A 15,869-nucleotide genomic window follows, 5' to 3' on the forward strand; every position below is an offset into this window, starting at 1 on the left:
TACGTGATCAGATGACGCCGACGAAGTCGAAAACAACGTTGCCCACCCCATCCGGGGATCTCCGAGGCACACTCACCACCCCCAAGATCACCGTTATGGTGGTGGCTGCGGCAGCTCCGATCTCCTGCATCGCCGGGATCATCCCTCTCAGCTTCGCGATCGGTAGCGGTGCGTCCACGCCCGCTGCGTTCGTCATCGCGGGCGTGGTACTGCTGCTCTTCTCGGTCGGCTACGCGGCGATGAGCAGGAGGATGAGCAGCGCAGGCGGCTTCTACCAGTACATCGCTCGCGGGCTGGGCAAGCCGCCGGCGGTCGCGGCGTCGTTCGTCGCGATCGTCGCGTACAACGCCGTGGCCCTGACCTGTGTGGCCGGGATCGGCTACTTCGGAAGCGTCCTTCTGGACTCGGCCTTCGGGTGGACGGTCAATTGGGCGGTCCTCTCCGTGGTCGCGGTGGTCCTGGTCGGGTTCCTCGGCTACCGCGAAATCGACATCGCTGCACGCGTCCTGGTGTTCCTGCTGGCCGCGGAGGTCGCGATGGTGGTCATCCTCGACGTCGCGATTGTGTTCGAGAAGGGCGCCGATGCGTTCCCGCTGTCGATCTTCACGCCCGACAACGTGATCAACACCGGTTCCCTCGGCCTCGGGCTCATGTTCGCCCTGCTGTCCTTCATCGGTTTCGAGTCCGCCGCTCTCTACGGCGAGGAGACCCGGGACCCCAGGAAGACGGTGCCGCGCGCGACGTACCTCTCCGTCACCGTCATCTCGGTCTTCTACTTCCTGTCGTCCTGGATCGCTGTCGGCGCCATCGGGCCGGACCACGTCCAGGCGGTCGCGTCGGAGCAGTTGGTGACCACGTTCTTCAACCTCAGCGACGCCTTCGCCTCCTCGTCGCTCACGACCGTCTTGGAGTTCACCTACCTGACGAGCCTGTTGGCGTCGCTCCTCGCCCTCCACAATGCGTCCAACCGCTATCTGTTTGTGGCCGGTCGCGAGGGTCTGCTTCCGCGCTGGATCGGCACCGTGCACCCTGCCCACGGGACACCGTCCCGTGCCAGCTTGGTGCAGACGACGGTCAACCTGATCGCCGTGATCGTCGCGGTGAGCGGCGGGTTGGATCCCTACCTCGATGTCGTCACGGCGATGACCGGGCTCGGCACCTTGGGCGTCGTGCTGCTCCAGCTTGCAGCCTCGGCGGCCATCGGTGCCTACTTCGTGCGCCGTGGGGAGCGACTGGTCGGCACCCTCGCCGCGACGGCCGCCGCATTTGTGAGCCTGGCCCTGCTGGTGGTGCTGATCGTCAAGAACTTCGACACCCTCACCGGCGTCTCCTCGCCACTCATCGACGCGCTGCCCTGGGTTCTGGTCGGCATCGCGTTCATCGGCGTGATCTACGGGATCTGGATCAAGGTGAACCGGCCGCAGGTGTACGCCGGAATCGCGACCGAAGCCGACAACGAGGAGGACCAGTGACTGAGGACGCAGCCGTCGGGTCGCTGAAGGGCACGGTCGCAGTCGTGACCGGGGGAGCCTCCGCCCACGGGATCGGGCGTGCCACCGCTCGGCTTCTCGTCGCCCGGGGTGCCCATGTAGTGGTGGGGGACGTCCAGGACGACGCCGGACAGGCGCTCGAGGCGGAGCTCGGTCACAACCTCATCTATCGGCACCTCGACGTCAGCAGCGAAGCCGACTGGGCGTCCCTGATGGATGCGGTCATCGATCGGTTCGGCAACGTGACCGCCCTGGTCTCCTGCGCTGGGATCGCGCTGGATGGAACCATCGAGTCCACACCGATGACCGACCACGACCGGGTAATCGCCATCGACCAGATCGGCGTCTGGCTGGGGATCCGCGCCGTCGCACCCTCGATGCGGTCTGCCGGTGGTGGTTCGATCGTCAACATCTCCTCCGTGGCGGGTGCCGTGGGGCAGCCATGTCTCGGGGCGTACAGCGCGGCGAAGTGGGCCGTGCGCGGCATCACCCGACAAGCCGCGAGCGAGCTCGCCGACAGTGGCATCCGGGTGAACACCGTCCTGCCCGGGTTCATCGACACGATGATGGGCGGTCAGGGCGCGGATCAGCGAGAGAGCCTCCGGCTCAACAAGGGGCATTCGGGCGCCACGGTGCCGATGGGCAGGATCGGGGAGCCGGAAGAGGTCGCGCGGCTGGTGGCCTTCCTCGTTTCCGATGAGAGCAGCTACTGCACCGGCGCGGACTTCGTCATCGACGGCGGCCTGCTGGCGGGTCCGCTCGCCGAGGCTGCGGACTGGGGGTAGGTCGCGCCGCGGATCGACCTGGTGACGGGTTCGGCACTGGGAGTCTGTATCCGCAAACAAGGTTCGGTTCGCTCCGACCGAATTGCTGCATGCGGACCGTGGTTGCCCGCGATCCGCATGCAGCGAGTCGAGTTGAGTTTCCGATACCGGCGGCAAGGTCGGTAGCGCAGATGCCAGAGTGCGTGCAGTTCTTCCGAATCCGGGTCATCGGGCGCTAGCCCGGTGACGGAAAGTCGGGGAGGCGACGACATCTCGAAGCGACGTGAGCCGGCCCGTTCCACCACGGAGACACGCCACGGTGATCGTGATCGGTACCGACCCCCTACCGCCAGCGCAAGATGGCCGAGGGCAAGACCTCACGCGAGGCCATGCGATGCCTCAAACGGCAACTCGCAAAGCGGTTATGGCGCACAATGGGTGACGACTTCGAGCAACGCCTCGCGATGCCGTTGTCCGCGTAGCACACCCATGCACACACACGGGCGGACTACTGGTGTGCATCTGGCTCAAACAGCTCGCGGGTCAGGAGACGCGCTCTAGCTGAGTCCGATCGAGGTGTCAGCAGCCCCGACCGCCGACCGCCCCATGTGGAGGATCGGGAACGGGCGCCCGTCTCCATCAGTCGCCGATCGACTCAGAACGACGAAACCGTAGTGTTGGTAGAAGCCGACAGCCTGCGGGTTCTGCTCGTTGACGTCCAGGCGCAGATCGGGGTGGTACTCGATCGCGCGCAACAGAAGCGCCGAACCGACACCATGCCCGCGGTAGGTACTGTCGACGAACAACATCTCGAGTGAGTTCCCCGCCAGCCCCGAGAATGCCACCGGCGTCTCCTCGATCTCCGCGACCGTCAGTTCGACGGCGGGGAAATAGTCGCTGAGCATCCGTGACTCGTAGAAGGCAACATCCTCCGGGGTGAGAAAGTCGTGGGTTGCCTCAACGGCGCTTCGCCAGATGCGTACGAGTGCCGGCCACTCCGCCTCGCCCTCGCACGGGCGGAGAACGAATCTTTGAGATGTGCTCATGAGTGCACACTACCGACGGTTGAAAGCCGGTCGTCAACCGATTTTGTCTGGATTGAACGAGGCTCAGAGGGGGCGACCGACCGGTCGGGAAGCCCATGAAGCCACGCGAGCAATGGTGCGGGTCGACGCTTCCTCGTCGACCCGCACCAAGTCCTAGTGATGACGGCAATGCCGACGGTGCTCTGTTGCCGGGCGTGGAACGATCGCAAAGACCTGCTTGATCCGTCCGGCACTGAACCACGGCAACAGAATTGTCGCTTCCTCTGTACTACCGCACTCAGCTTGCCCGCTCGAAGCCGGCGCCGTGCCGCGCGGATCCACTACTCTTTCGCCCCGTCCGTGCCCAACGGAACACGACCATCCCCGCGAGCACAATGAGGATCGAGATCGGAGCCGCCCACGTCATGTAGATCGCCACTCCCGGCTGTGGATGGACGATCGCGTTCACGTACACCCAGGTAAAACCAGCAGCTCCGACTGCCGCTGAAAACATGACTCCGACGGTCAATTCCTTTGTCCTCGCCAGGAATATTGCGCCGCCGACAGCGATCAAGATGTACGGAAGGACCCACATGTAGGGGAAGAGCGTGGCTACCGCGGTGTAGATCTGGAGTGTGCTCCCACCGGTGACAGCTGCCAGGATCGTGGGGAAGAGGAAGGTCAAGACCGCGATGGCGACGATCGCTGTCACGGGGGTGTGCGTGCGCGGACTCACCTTGCCGAGGGTGCTGGGAAGAAGCCCGTCGGTTGCCATAGTCGCGAGCACACGTGGCGCGTAGTTCATGAATCCGATGAGGACAGCCAAACATGTCAACACCAGCGCAAGGTCAGCGATGCCCCCGAGGAAACTGAGCCCAGCATGATCGGCGAGTGCGGCGATCGGCGACTCGCCGGCCGTCATGGCACTCTGAACCTCATCGGTTGCGAGCGCCGGAACCGACAGAACCGTCGCAACGAGGCCGATACCACCCACGATCAGCGGAACAGCAATGATGACCCGCGGAACGGTTCGTTTGGGATCTGCAGTTTCGGCTGCGGTCGCGGCGCTCGCCTCGATACCCACCAGGAAGGTCGCGGTCAGAACCACACCCATCGTGAAGCCGGTGAAAGTGAAGTCGTCGAACGAGAATTGGATCTTCAAGTCGAAGTCGCCGCTGAAGAGGTTAGCCAACAGAATCACCGCGACGACAGGTGCGGTGATGGCCATCAGACCGATGCTCAGACGCGCGGAGGTGTCCAGTCCCCGATAGGCAAGAACGGCCGCTCCAAGAAGAGCTACCGCGAATATCACGATCTGTCCGGGCAGTTCGTTCGCGCCGGAAATTCCAAACGACGTGCTGAGCAAGCTACCGGTGTACAACGCGAGGGCACCCAATGCGGCCATCATTCCGACGACATAGCCCACCGCGAGCGAGGCGCCCGAGACGAGTTTCGGGAATGGGCCGAGCGCGTGCCCAATGTACGAGTAGAGGGCGCCGGATACGACGAACCGGGATGCGAACGGCGCGATAGTCACAGAGACGCACGCCATGATCACTGCGCCGACTAGGACCGAGAGCCACGCCGACGAGCCTGACACGCTCATCACGAACGCCCCGACAGTCGCAGCAGTCAAGACCGGGCTGAAAACAACTACTGCGAGCCCAAGAGCTTTTCTCCCGCTCAGGGTTCCCTCTTCCAGTCCTGTCACTTCATTGACTGGGTGATCTCCGGGATTCATCTCGGTCATTTAATCTCCCGTTCGGGGTAGCTGGGGTGCGGTGGTCCAACTATCGGCCTCGGCGGGACGTTGCACCATATACATCAGTTGAGAAAGCGCTCGCGGTTCTTGTCCCTCGATGAACAAGGTCGGATGCCTGGCTTCGAAGCTTGATCCGCCCTCGATGTGCCATCGGACCCTTGAACCCCCGATGTCCTCTTCGTCGTTGTTGACGAGATACGGTGCAGCAGAGTCTCGCTCGAGGGTCCGGAAATGCAGGCGGCGCGGAGCTTCCGGTGTTCTCATCGTCTTCGACGTGTGAGATGGCCCGGCGGGCCTCGCCGGCGACGGAGCCCATCGGCGAGACGTTACCCAGCTATCCGTGCCTGATGCTGTTGAACGCGTCGGCACAACGATCATGCCTGCTCTGCACGGTCGCGGTGGTCTGCGATGAAACTTCGAGCGGCAATGTGTGCGTGAGTTCACTGTCGTACGCGTCAGCGTCCCAACCGAGTATTCGTTGCTCGCGGATGAAGGGGAGGGGAACCGCGGGGTCGCTGGTGTCGATCTCGCGTGCAAGCCGGTGGCCGTCAAAGACGGATTCCGCGATCACCCGGGGCTCGAGACAGTCACCGATCCGCAGAACGCGAGTGATGCCGTTCTCTTCGAGCAGCTCGGGACTCACGGTCAGCTCATCATAAAGCGTTGAGCGGGAGAGCCGTTGCGTAACCAGGACAATACTGTCTACGTGCCATTCGCTCACCTTGCCCGAGTGGTAGCTGTTGTGCCCGCGTACCAGTCCACGTTCGATCGACGTGACGACGTGGCTCGGAACCAATTCGACGTCCAACTTCAGGAGATTGTGGTGGACGTGGCCACCTTCATCGGTGAAGAACAGGTAGCTGCCGATTTGGTCACTGGGCGAGACCAGTGTGACCGTCTTTCCCTCGGAAGCAAGTTTCTCCGCGAGGCTCGATCCCATGAAGTAGCCGTCGCAGTCGTAGACCAGAACACGGTCTCCGGGTACCTCGATACCGTCAAGCATGATCTGCTCAGGTGTATAGACGAAGTCGGCGTCGGCTCCGGGTATCGGTGCATGTGTGATGAGGTTCGCGCCGAGTGGATCCCACTCGGCGCCGGTTGCCACGATCACCGTTGATGCGCCGTAGTCGAGAACATCGTTGGCTGACAGATTCCGTCCGGTCAACACTGCCACGTTCTCGAGCTTTCGAAGCTGGGACTCGCGGTACTCGACTACGCGCCTCCACGTGCGCAGTCCTGGGAGCTCAGAAATCCAGTTGACGTGTCCACCGATGTGGTCGTCGCGTTCGACCAAGTGGACGTTCGCGAATCCTCGCTCACCGAGAACCCGGGCACATTCCATTCCCGCCGGTCCTGCGCCGATGATCAGGATCGGCTCCTCCGCCATCTCGGATTCGTTGAAGCGTTCGGGATGCCATCCTCGCCGGTATTCCTCACCGACGGTTGCATTCTGGGTGCAGACTATCCGGCCCCCGCCGTTGTTGAATCGCGAGACGCAGATATTGCATCCGATGCATTCGCGGATATCGTCACCGCGACCTTCGAAGATCTTTGTCGGGATGAAGGGATCGGCAATCGCCGGCCGCGCGGCCCCGATGATGTCGATGACGCCATCCTTGATTGCCTTAGCCATCAGTTCCGGATCCGTGAATCGTCCGACGGCAGCGATTGGCTTTTTCGCGTACGGCCTTACCTGCTCGATGTATGACCGCTGCCAGAACGGCTCGAAGAATCGCGAGGAGCTCACGTCGTCCTCGAGGTGCCCCACCTGCATGTCCCAGAGGTCCACCATGTCGTCGAGAAGTTCGACGACGGCAATGCCGTCATCGCTTACCTTGAATGCGCGGTCGGATTCGTCGTTGAATGAATCGAGACAGAATCCGGCGACGATTGCGCAATCGTCGCCGACCGCTTCGCGCACCTGCTCGATCGTTTCACGCCAGAATCGTGTGCGATTCTCGATCGAACCACCGTATTCGTCTGTTCTGTGGTTCCAGTACTTCCACAGAAATTGCAAGGGGAGTGAGAATCCTTCGCGAGCTGCGATTTGCACGAGATCGAAACCGATATCACGTGCCCGGATCGCTGCATCGACATAGGATCGCTGGATTCGTCGAATGTCGCGCTTGTCCAGCGCGTAACAGGAATGTCCGGACATGGCGCTGGTGACCTGTGATGGTCCACCAGCAGGAAGTCGCGTGACGAAGCCCGTGTGGTCGGCCCCCATGTAGACCAGCTGAACACCCGCGAGTGCATTGAACTGATGCACCCGCTCGACCATCAGTCTGAGATTGGCTTGGTCGCGCTGATCGATCAGTCTCGCCTGCACCCAGGGGGCATCGTCGCTCTCGGCGTCGACGGCGCAGTACTCGGTGTTGACCGCGGCCCAACCTCCCTCGGCTCGCATTCCCCGTAGGTAGGCCTGTGCGCCGGGGTACTCGACCCCGAGACCGGAGCAATGGGGCGCGACGTAGAAACGGTTGCGGAACAACTTGTTGCCGACGCGGATGGGCTCGAAGAGCGGGGCGTGTCGTGGATCGGGAGCCATAGGACCAAACATAGGAGCTCGAGGAGGCGTAGTGGTCTACGCAGGGGACCAAAGCTGAGTGTCGAACTTGTGCTCCAGGGCTAATGCCACGACGGGGTTGTTCGACCAAGCTCAGGGATGTCGGCATAGCCGAATTGTGCGGCTGACCTCCTATTGGGGGACTTGCGGGCTATTCGGGTGGACGGTGACTCGATGCCCCGCCTGTGCTGGCAGTTCCATTGGAAAGGACTTCATGCGCCTAATGAGAATTGGTGCAATCGGGCAGGAACGTCCGGTCGTGCACATCGACGACGAGCATTACGTCGACGTTTCCGACGTCGTCGAGGATTTCAACGAAGCATTCTTCGCAGACGGCGGACTAACCACGCTTCGAGCGCTCGTCGACAATCGTACCCACCGACTAACCCGTTTTGCAGGGGAACGCATCGGGGCGCCGATAGCCAGACCACATCAGATCCTCTGCATTGGGCTGAATTACAGTGACCACGCAGCCGAGGCCGGCCATGCTGTTCCGTCAGAACCTGTTCTGTTCACCAAGGCCCCGAACACCCTCGTCGGCCCTGACGATCACGTCCGGAGTCCTCGTGGATCATCCAAGCTGGACTGGGAAGTGGAACTCGGCGTCGTAATCGGAAAACGCATCAGCTACCTGGATTCGATCGACGACGCCTGTGACGCTATCGCCGGCTATGTGCTGGTCAACGATGTCAGTGAACGCGGCTTCCAGATGGAACGAGGTGGTCAATGGAGTAAAGGCAAATCTGCCGAGACATTCAACCCAGCGGGCCCGTGGTTGGTGACACCGGACGAGATCCCCGACGTGAAAAACCTGGATATGTGGTTGGACGTCAATAATACCCGCCGCCAGTTCGGGTCCACGTCAAGAATGGTGTTCGATCCATTCCATATCGTTCATCATCTGAGCCAGTTCATGGTGCTGGAGCCGGGCGACCTGATCAATACGGGTACCCCGGCCGGCGTCGGTATGGGATTCACTCCGCCGATCTGGCTACAGCCGGGCGATGTCATGGAATTGGGAATTACCCACCTGGGTGAACAGCGTCAAACCGTATTGTCGCCGCGATAGCGCCGGTTCACGGCGAGCGGACGCTTCCATGGCGGCGCTGACAGCAGGACTTCATCGACAAGCGCCAATTGTTGTCGCACTGGGCATATCCGGTGCGCACGAGTCGACCCTATGCTTCGTGACGCTGCTCACGCTGCCGGCAATGAATCAGTTAGGTGGAGGTGGAATGCGTTACTCATCCTTGGAACAGGCCGTGTGGAATCGAACAATCTCCCGAGCAGAGCCACTCGAGGAGGCCGGCGTGTCGGTACACGCCGATGTCGGCTCGGCACTCGATGCCAGCGACGCCGTTGTTCTCACGGTTTTGGATCTCGACTCGGCCCTGAAGATCCTTGACGGTCACTTCGCCGCACTTGACGGCAAAGCGGTCATCAATCTGATGTCGGGTACGCCCGCACTCGCCGGCACGTTCTACACCGCCGGACTGGGGGCGTTCTGTGAAGCGCTCGCGTTCCTTCGGGACGGCAACATCGACCCCACACGCCCCGAGGTCGCGCTCGACTACTGGTTCGAGCTCTTCAGGCGCAAGCGATGCAGTTCGTGGATTATGGTGACAAAGAAGACTTCGCCACGTCAGAGGCGACACTTGCCGTGTACCGTGCCGCAGTACGACAGTGGCGAAGCACCATGCTGGCCGCTGGTCAGCGCGACAGCATTATGGCTGCGGCACAGCAGAACCTGGAGATCGCCGATGAAGCTGGGTACGGAAATTCCAGCTTAGCCGCGCAAGTGCTGACGATGTCGTCCCGGCCGGAGTGATCGACACGAACGATCCAGCGCGGAAGCTTTCGCGCTTCAACCCTCTCGATTAGATGTGTGAATTCCCATGAACTCTCGTGAGTATCGCCAATTTCGCGGGCGACGTCGCGCCGCTCGGAGCCAAGCCAACCGCGTACGCGTCCATCCTGACACCGAGGCGGAGCACCTCATCGTGTTCGCCGGTATGTGGGTGCCATTCGGGGGCGCTACCGAAGAGGAGATCCTTGTGCACTTCGGCATGACGAAGCGCCGGTTCATCGAGCGGTTGTGGCAAGTCCTCCCCGCGTCGAATTGTGGGCAAGACGAGATACGAAATTTGGCGAGCACATACCCGCATCACTGCCGAACAGGCGGTCCGGGCGGTTGACGGCTGAACGGACCCACATCGAGGTCGATAGGGCGGAAGGTGCTGCCGGATGGGGCGCCCATGCGCGCGCCCCGGACCGCGTGGTCGCTAGACTCGGGTGGTGGACATCCGGGACGCCGAATACCTGGTCGCCGTGGCCGATCACGGCAGCGTCACCGAGGCTGCGCGGGCGCTGTTCATCGCGCAGCCGTCGCTGTCGCAGGCGATCCGCACTCTCGAACGCGATCTGGGTGTCGAACTGTTCGATCGCGGGGGACGGAAACTGCGGATCACCCCGGCGGGCGCGTCGTTCGCGCATGCGGCGCGGCAGGTGCTCGCGGACGTCGCGCGGGCTCGAGCCGTCGTGCACGACGTCGCCGAACTGCGGTCCGGTACGCTCACGATCGCCGTTCTCAATTCGCTTGCCGCCGATCCGCTTCCGCGCCTAGTCGGCCGGTTCCACCGGCAGTTTCCGAGTGTGGTCCTGTCCACGGTGTCGGCGGACGGTCCCGACGGCGTCGGCCGCGCGGTCCGGTCGGGGGAGTGCGACCTCGGGCTCACCGAACTGCTCGTCGACCAGCAGGGCCTCGAGGTCCGGACGGTGGGGGACCAGGAGATCGTGCTCGCACTGCACGCAGATCTGGCGATCGAACTCCCCGATCCGGTGCCCGTCGGCCTGCTCGCCGACATTCCGATGATCGTCGAGATCGGGTCGCGCCCACGACTGCCGGTGAACAACATCGCCGTCGAATGTGCGCATCGCCAGTCGATGTGGGAACTGGTGGTCCAGGGGGCGGGGGCGACCCTGCTCCCGCGGCGCGTCGCCGAGCAGGAACTACCGGGCGTCGTGGTCCGCTCGCTCGCGCCGCCCGAGGTGCGCACCGTCGGGATCGTCCACCGGCCGGATCCGCTTCCGCCCGCAGCGGCGGCGTTCATCACTGCGCTCGACGAGACTCACGGCGCGAGCGTGCCGAGGAACGCGCGGCCGGCGGGCGACAGCCTGGCCTCGTCGTAGATCACCCCGTACGGGGCGGTGATCGGCGGGTCGAGTGGGCAGATTCGTGCTCCGCCGCCGGCGGCCCGCTCCGCAAGGGTGCGTTCCATGAACGACATTCCGACACCCTCGACGACGAACGCGCCGACTGCTTCCCGCTGCTCGACGACGGCCGACAGGGTGGTCCGCCTCCCCGCGGCCTGCAGCGCCTTCTCGATGACGGTGCGCGAAGACGATTCCTTGGGCAGCCCCACCACGGGAATGTCCGGAAGGTCGTCGAGCGGGAACGGATCCCGCCACACGATCTCGGCGTCGTGCGGAACCACCAGCCAGTATTCGTGGATTCCGAGGACGCGGGTCGTCAATCCTGGTGCGGAAAAAGGAAAATGACTGAAGGCGATCTCGCAGTGCCCGTCCCGGATCAGCGATGCGACGACGTCGACCGGACGCAGGTCGGCGAGCCGGACGACGACACCCGGATACTGCTTGCGGAAGGACCCGATCAGTTCCGTGACAGGGCCTTCCGCGACGTGCGCCGACGCACAGATGTCGAGGCGTCCGCGCGGCAGACCCGAGACATCGACCAATGAGCTCTCGGCGGCCACCAGGTCTCGCACGATCTGCCGCGCAGGACCGACGAACGCCTTTCCCGCCGCGCTCAGCACGAGGCCGCGGCCCACGCGGTGGAACAGGTCGACACCGAGGTCACGCTCGAGATTGCGCAGCCCCTTCGACAACGACGGCTTCGTGACGCCCAGGGCCTCGGCCGCGAGCGCGAGGCCGTCGTTGTCGACGGTGGCGAGAAAGTACTCCACGTGACGCGACTCCACCAGTGAAGACTACTGCGTGAAGTCGCGCCGGCTGTCAGATGTGACGTCCGCCGGTGACTTCGAGGACGGTGCCCGTCATGTAGCTGGACAGGTCGGACGCGAGGAACAGCGCAACGTTCGCGATCTCCTCGGGCTCGGCGCCGCGGCCCATCGGGACCTCCTTGAGCTTCGCCTCGATGATGTCGGCGCGCAGGGCCCGGATCATGTCGGTGTTCACCACGCCGGGCTGGATCGCGTTGACCCGGACGCCGAGGTGGGCGACCTCCTTCGCGGCGGCCTTGGTCAGGCCCACCATGCCGGCCTTCGCGGCGCTGTAGTTGGTCTGCCCGACCATGCCGACCTTGCCGGAGATCGACGAGATGTTGACGATCGAGCCCTTGCCTGCCTCCCGCATCGCGATCGACGCGATCTGGGTGCCCAGCCACGCGCCCTGCAGGTGCACGTCGATGACGGAGCGGAAATCGGCGAGCGACATCTTGCGCAGCGTTGCGTCGCGGGTGATGCCGGCGTTGTTGACCCACACATCCATCGCGCCGAAACTGTCGAGCGCCGTCTTGCCCAGGTTCTGCATCTGGTCCGGGTCGGTCACGTCACAGGCCACGGCGACGGCCTGGAAGCCGTCGGCCTCGAGCTTGGCGGCGGCGCCCTTCACGTTGTCGGCGTGCATGTCGCCGAGGACGACCGATGCGCCCTCGCTTGCGAACTTCCTGGCCATCTCGAAACCGATGCCCTGGGCTGCGCCCGTGACGACGGCGACCCGTCCCTCGAGAAGTGTCATGTGTGTGTTCCTTCCTCAGTTGTACGAACGTGTTCGGCGTGCGGGTTCAGGCGGTCGCGCAGCGCGGACCGCAGGACCGCACCCCGCGGGGACAGGGGCAACTCGTCGACGAACACGACTTCCCGCACCTTCTTGTACGGCGGCACCGCGGCAGCCACGAACTCGATCAGTTCCTCGGCGGTCGGGTGCGCGGCGTCGGCCACCACGAACGCGACCGGCATCTCCCCGACCCCGGGGACGGAGCGGCCGACCACCACGGCGTCGTGAACGCCCCGCCGTGACAGCAGCAACTGTTCGAGTTCCTGCGGATCGACGGTGTAGCCCTTGTAGAGGAGTGCATCCTCGGGTCTGCCAACCATGTCGAATATCGAATTCCATCTCGCCGGGAGTTTGTTTGTCCGCGAATATGCCCGAATTGAAATCCGGGCGGGTCGACATCTATTCAAGTGCCTCGGACCGCCGTGGTCAAAGACGCGGAAGGAAACCGACAGTTGCCTTCTTCCTATGGGTCGTAAACAGCCTCTGCGCTGCGAGTTCTCGTTCGGAGGGCGCGCTTGACAGCGCGGCCCGGTTGCTGGATATTCACCTCATGGCTGAACGCGAAGTGAGTGACGAAGACTTCAAGGATATTCTCGCGCAGACGAGGACCTTTATTCAGAAGGAAGTAATTCCCCGGGAAAATGAAATCGCGGAAAAGGATCTGATTCCGGACGACATTCGCCGCAAGGCGGCGGAGATGGGTCTGTTCGGGTACGCCATCCCGCAGCAGTGGGGCGGGCTCGGGCTCGACCTCACGCAGGACGTGGAAATGGCGATGGAGTTCGGGTACACGAGCCTGGCGTTGCGGTCGATGTTCGGCACCAACAACGGGATCGCCGGCCAGGTGCTGGTGAACTTCGGTACGGACGAGCAGAAGTCGGAATGGCTCGAGCGCATCGCGTCCGGCGACGTGGTCGCCTCGTTCGCGCTGACCGAGCCGGAGGCCGGATCGAACCCGGCGGGCCTGACCACGCGCGCCGTCCTGAAGGACGGCAAGTGGACGATCAACGGCACCAAACGGTTCATCACCAACGCGCCGCTGGCCGATCTGTTCGTCGTGTTCGCGCGCACCCGTCCCGCCGACGAGACCGGCACCGGCATCGCGGTGTTCCTCGTCCCCGCCGACACCGCCGGTGTGGTGGTCGGGCCGAAGGACAAGAAGATGGGCCAGGAGGGTGCCTGGACGTCCGAGGTGGCGTTCGACGACGTCGTCGTCGCCGAGTCCGCGCTGGTCGGCGGCAGTGAGGAAGCCGGCTACCGCGCCGCCATGACGTCGCTCGCCCGCGGCCGCGTCCACATCGCGGCGCTCGCGGTGGGCAGCGCCCAGCGTGCGCTCGACGAGTCCGTCGCGTTCGCGGCGGTGACGAAGCAGGGCGGCACCCCGATCGGCGACTTCCAGCTGGTGCAGGCCATGCTCGCCGACCAGCAGGTGGGCGTGTCCACGGGCCGCGCGCTGGTCCGGGACGCGGCGCAGAAGTACGTCAGCGGCGAGGACCGCCGGATCTCCCCGTCCGTCGCGAAGCTGTACTGCACGGAAATGGTCGGCAAGGTCGCCGATCTGGCGGTGCAGGTCCACGGCGGATCCGGGTACATGAGAGACGTTCCGGTGGAACGGATCTACCGTGAGGTCCGGCTGCTGCGCCTGTACGAGGGCACCAGCGAGATCCAGCGCCTGATCATCGGCGGCGGCCTCGTCCGCGAAGCCAAGAAAGCACTCTGAGCCATGTACCACGCAGTGATCTGTGAACCTGTCCGCACCCCCGTCGGGGGATTCGGCGGCATCTACCGCGACATCCCCGTCACCACCCTCGCGTCGACGGTGCTGAAGGGCCTGATCGAGCGGACGTCGCTGACGTCCGAGGACATCGACGACGTCATCTTCGGTCAGGGCTACGCCAACGGTGAGGCGGCGGCCATCGGCCGGATCGCTGCGCTCGACGCCGGTCTCGACGTCACCGTGCCCGGCATCCAGCTCGACCGCCGGTGCGGCTCCGGACTCCAGGCGGTGATCTACGCGGCCATGCAGGTGCAGACCGGGATGAGCGATCTGGTGATCGCGGGCGGCGCCGAGTCGATGAGCCAGACCGAGTTCTACAGCACCGGGATGCGCTGGGGCGTCAAGGGAGCGTCGGTGGAGTTCCACGATCGGTTGGCCAAGCCCCGCACCAACTCCGGCGGCGTGAACTTCCCCGTCGAGGGTGGCATGATCGAAACCGCGGAGAACCTCCGCCGCGAGTACTCGATCAGCCGTGAGGAGCAGGACGCGTACGCCGCCGAATCCCATGCGCGTGCGATCCGCGCGCAGGACGGCGGTCTGTTCGACGCCGAGACGATCCCGGTGACGGTGCCCGGCAAGCGCGGCAAGGACCCTGTCGTCCACACCACCGACGAGCACGCGCGTCGCGACGTCACCGTCGAATCGCTGTCGGCGCTGCGGCCCATCCGGTCGCGCGTCGACCCGGAGGCGACCGTCACCGCGGGCAACGCGTGCGGCCAGAACGACGCTGCCGCGGCCGCGATCGTCACCACCCCCGAGAACGCGGAACGTCTCGGCCTGCGCCCGTTCGCCCGGCTCGTCAGCTGGGGCGTCGCCGGCGTGGAGCCGAACCGGATGGGCATCGGCCCGGTTCCGGCCGTGGACAAGGCCCTCACCCGGGCGAAGCTCACTCTGAACGACATCGATCTCCTCGAGATCAACGAGGCGTTCGCGGCGCAGGTGCTGGCGTGCGCACGGGAGTGGAAGTTCGACGAGTCCGATATGCGAGACCGGTTCAACGTCAACGGATCCGGCATCTCCCTCGGTCACCCCGTCGGCGCCACCGGTGGCCGCATTCTGGCCAACCTGCTCCGCGAACTGGACCGCCGCCAGGCCCGCTACGGCATCGAGACGATGTGCATCGGCGGTGGGCAGGGCATTGCGGCCGTATTCGAGAACGTGAACATCTGACCGTCTCCACCCTGCCCGGTACCGGGCCGACCCGAAGAGAGCTCATGCGCGTATTTCAGAACATCGACGACGTCGAAGCCGCAGTCGGTGAACATCTCGGCCACAGTGACTGGTTCGAGATCACGCAGGACCGCGTGAACGTGTTCGCCGACGCCACCGGCGACCACCAGTGGATCCACGTCGACCCCGAGCGGGCCGCCGAGGGTCCGTTCGGCGCCCCCATCGCCCACGGCTACCTCACGCTGTCGTTGCTGCCGAAGCTCGGGGCCGACCTGATGCGGGTCGAGGGCACCAAGCTGGTGATCAACTACGGACTCAACAAGGTTCGCTTCCCGAAGCCGGTGAAGGTGGGAGCGTCGATCCGGGTCGGCGGTGAGATCGCGGGGTTCGAGCACACGAAGCAGGGCGCGCAGGTCGTCGTCAAGTACACCATCGAGATCAAGGGCGAGGACAAGCCGGCGTGCGTCGCCGAGACCGTCCGCGTCCTGGTCGCCTGAAAC

The 15,869-nt window shown here is 64.2% G+C and carries 15 protein-coding genes; 9 read left to right on the forward strand and 6 right to left on the reverse strand.

Annotated elements, in window-relative coordinates; all coding sequences use genetic code 11:
* The first annotated feature begins 11 nt into the window (after positions 1–11).
* Positions 12–1,472 carry an APC family permease gene (locus CJ179_RS13000; RefSeq protein WP_095861804.1) on the forward strand — a complete coding sequence of 487 codons (1,461 nt, stop codon included), beginning with the start codon at positions 12–14 and terminating at the stop codon, positions 1,470–1,472.
* Positions 1,469–2,275, forward strand: coding sequence for an SDR family oxidoreductase (locus tag CJ179_RS13005; protein ID WP_095861805.1), 807 nt, complete (start codon positions 1,469–1,471; stop codon positions 2,273–2,275). The genes CJ179_RS13000 and CJ179_RS13005 overlap by 4 nt, the downstream gene beginning before the upstream one ends.
* 536 nt (positions 2,276–2,811) lie before the next feature.
* Here CJ179_RS13005 and CJ179_RS13015 read toward each other — a convergent pair.
* From CJ179_RS13015 to CJ179_RS13025, 3 genes are all read right to left on the reverse strand, one after another.
* Positions 2,812–3,300: an acetyltransferase gene (locus tag CJ179_RS13015; RefSeq protein WP_095861806.1), complete on the reverse strand. Its 489-nt coding sequence runs from the start codon at positions 3,298–3,300 to the stop codon at positions 2,812–2,814.
* Between the two features lie 277 nt (positions 3,301–3,577).
* Complete coding sequence (locus CJ179_RS13020; protein ID WP_095861807.1) at positions 3,578–5,029, reverse strand: APC family permease; 1,452 nt, start codon at positions 5,027–5,029, stop codon at positions 3,578–3,580.
* Between the two features lie 346 nt (positions 5,030–5,375).
* Positions 5,376–7,589: an NAD(P)-binding protein gene (locus CJ179_RS13025; RefSeq protein WP_095861808.1), complete on the reverse strand. Its 2,214-nt coding sequence runs from the start codon at positions 7,587–7,589 to the stop codon at positions 5,376–5,378.
* A gap of 277 nt (positions 7,590–7,866) precedes the next feature.
* On the opposite strand from CJ179_RS13025, the gene CJ179_RS13030 reads away from it, so the two are divergent.
* The 4 genes from CJ179_RS13030 to CJ179_RS13045 all read left to right on the forward strand — a co-directional run bounded on the left by CJ179_RS13030 (position 7,867) and on the right by CJ179_RS13045 (position 10,796).
* Positions 7,867–8,676 (forward strand): fumarylacetoacetate hydrolase family protein, encoded by an 810-nt coding sequence (locus tag CJ179_RS13030; protein WP_257015469.1) that lies wholly within the window; start codon positions 7,867–7,869, stop codon positions 8,674–8,676.
* A gap of 28 nt (positions 8,677–8,704) precedes the next feature.
* Complete coding sequence (locus tag CJ179_RS13035) at positions 8,705–9,397, forward strand: hypothetical protein (protein WP_257015471.1); 693 nt, start codon at positions 8,705–8,707, stop codon at positions 9,395–9,397.
* 105 nt (positions 9,398–9,502) lie between these two features.
* Positions 9,503–9,802: a hypothetical protein gene (locus tag CJ179_RS53990; RefSeq protein WP_095861810.1), complete on the forward strand. Its 300-nt coding sequence runs from the start codon at positions 9,503–9,505 to the stop codon at positions 9,800–9,802.
* Between the two features lie 100 nt (positions 9,803–9,902).
* The gene (locus CJ179_RS13045) at positions 9,903–10,796 is read left to right on the forward strand and encodes a LysR family transcriptional regulator (RefSeq protein WP_095862654.1); all 894 of its coding nucleotides are present in this window, start codon (positions 9,903–9,905) and stop codon (positions 10,794–10,796) included.
* Here CJ179_RS13045 and CJ179_RS13050 read toward each other — a convergent pair.
* The 3 genes from CJ179_RS13050 to CJ179_RS13060 are packed head-to-tail and all read right to left on the reverse strand — an operon-like array spanning position 10,736 to position 12,742.
* Positions 10,736–11,605: a LysR family transcriptional regulator gene (locus tag CJ179_RS13050; RefSeq protein ID WP_095861811.1), complete on the reverse strand. Its 870-nt coding sequence runs from the start codon at positions 11,603–11,605 to the stop codon at positions 10,736–10,738. The genes CJ179_RS13045 and CJ179_RS13050 overlap by 61 nt on opposite strands.
* Positions 11,606–11,639: 34 nt before the next feature.
* Positions 11,640–12,383 carry a 3-oxoacyl-ACP reductase FabG gene (gene fabG, locus CJ179_RS13055; RefSeq protein ID WP_072944568.1) on the reverse strand — a complete coding sequence of 248 codons (744 nt, stop codon included), beginning with the start codon at positions 12,381–12,383 and terminating at the stop codon, positions 11,640–11,642.
* Positions 12,380–12,742: a 4-coumarate--CoA ligase gene (locus CJ179_RS13060; protein ID WP_095861812.1), complete on the reverse strand. Its 363-nt coding sequence runs from the start codon at positions 12,740–12,742 to the stop codon at positions 12,380–12,382. Before CJ179_RS13060 ends, fabG begins: the two co-directional genes overlap by 4 nt.
* 230 nt (positions 12,743–12,972) lie before the next feature.
* On the opposite strand from CJ179_RS13060, the gene CJ179_RS13065 reads away from it, so the two are divergent.
* Genes CJ179_RS13065 through CJ179_RS13075 form a run of 3 tightly spaced genes read left to right on the forward strand, consistent with a single transcriptional unit; the run spans position 12,973 to position 15,866 of the window.
* Positions 12,973–14,142: an acyl-CoA dehydrogenase family protein gene (locus tag CJ179_RS13065; protein WP_095861813.1), complete on the forward strand. Its 1,170-nt coding sequence runs from the start codon at positions 12,973–12,975 to the stop codon at positions 14,140–14,142.
* 3 nt (positions 14,143–14,145) lie between these two features.
* Positions 14,146–15,369: an acetyl-CoA C-acetyltransferase gene (locus tag CJ179_RS13070; RefSeq protein WP_095861814.1), complete on the forward strand. Its 1,224-nt coding sequence runs from the start codon at positions 14,146–14,148 to the stop codon at positions 15,367–15,369.
* Between the two features lie 44 nt (positions 15,370–15,413).
* Positions 15,414–15,866, forward strand: coding sequence for a MaoC family dehydratase (locus tag CJ179_RS13075; RefSeq protein WP_072944575.1), 453 nt, complete (start codon positions 15,414–15,416; stop codon positions 15,864–15,866).
* The last annotated feature ends 3 nt before the right edge of the window (positions 15,867–15,869 follow it).

It is taken from the genome of Rhodococcus sp. ACS1 (genome assembly GCF_002300155.1).
Taxonomy (GTDB): domain Bacteria; phylum Actinomycetota; class Actinomycetes; order Mycobacteriales; family Mycobacteriaceae; genus Rhodococcus_F; species Rhodococcus_F koreensis.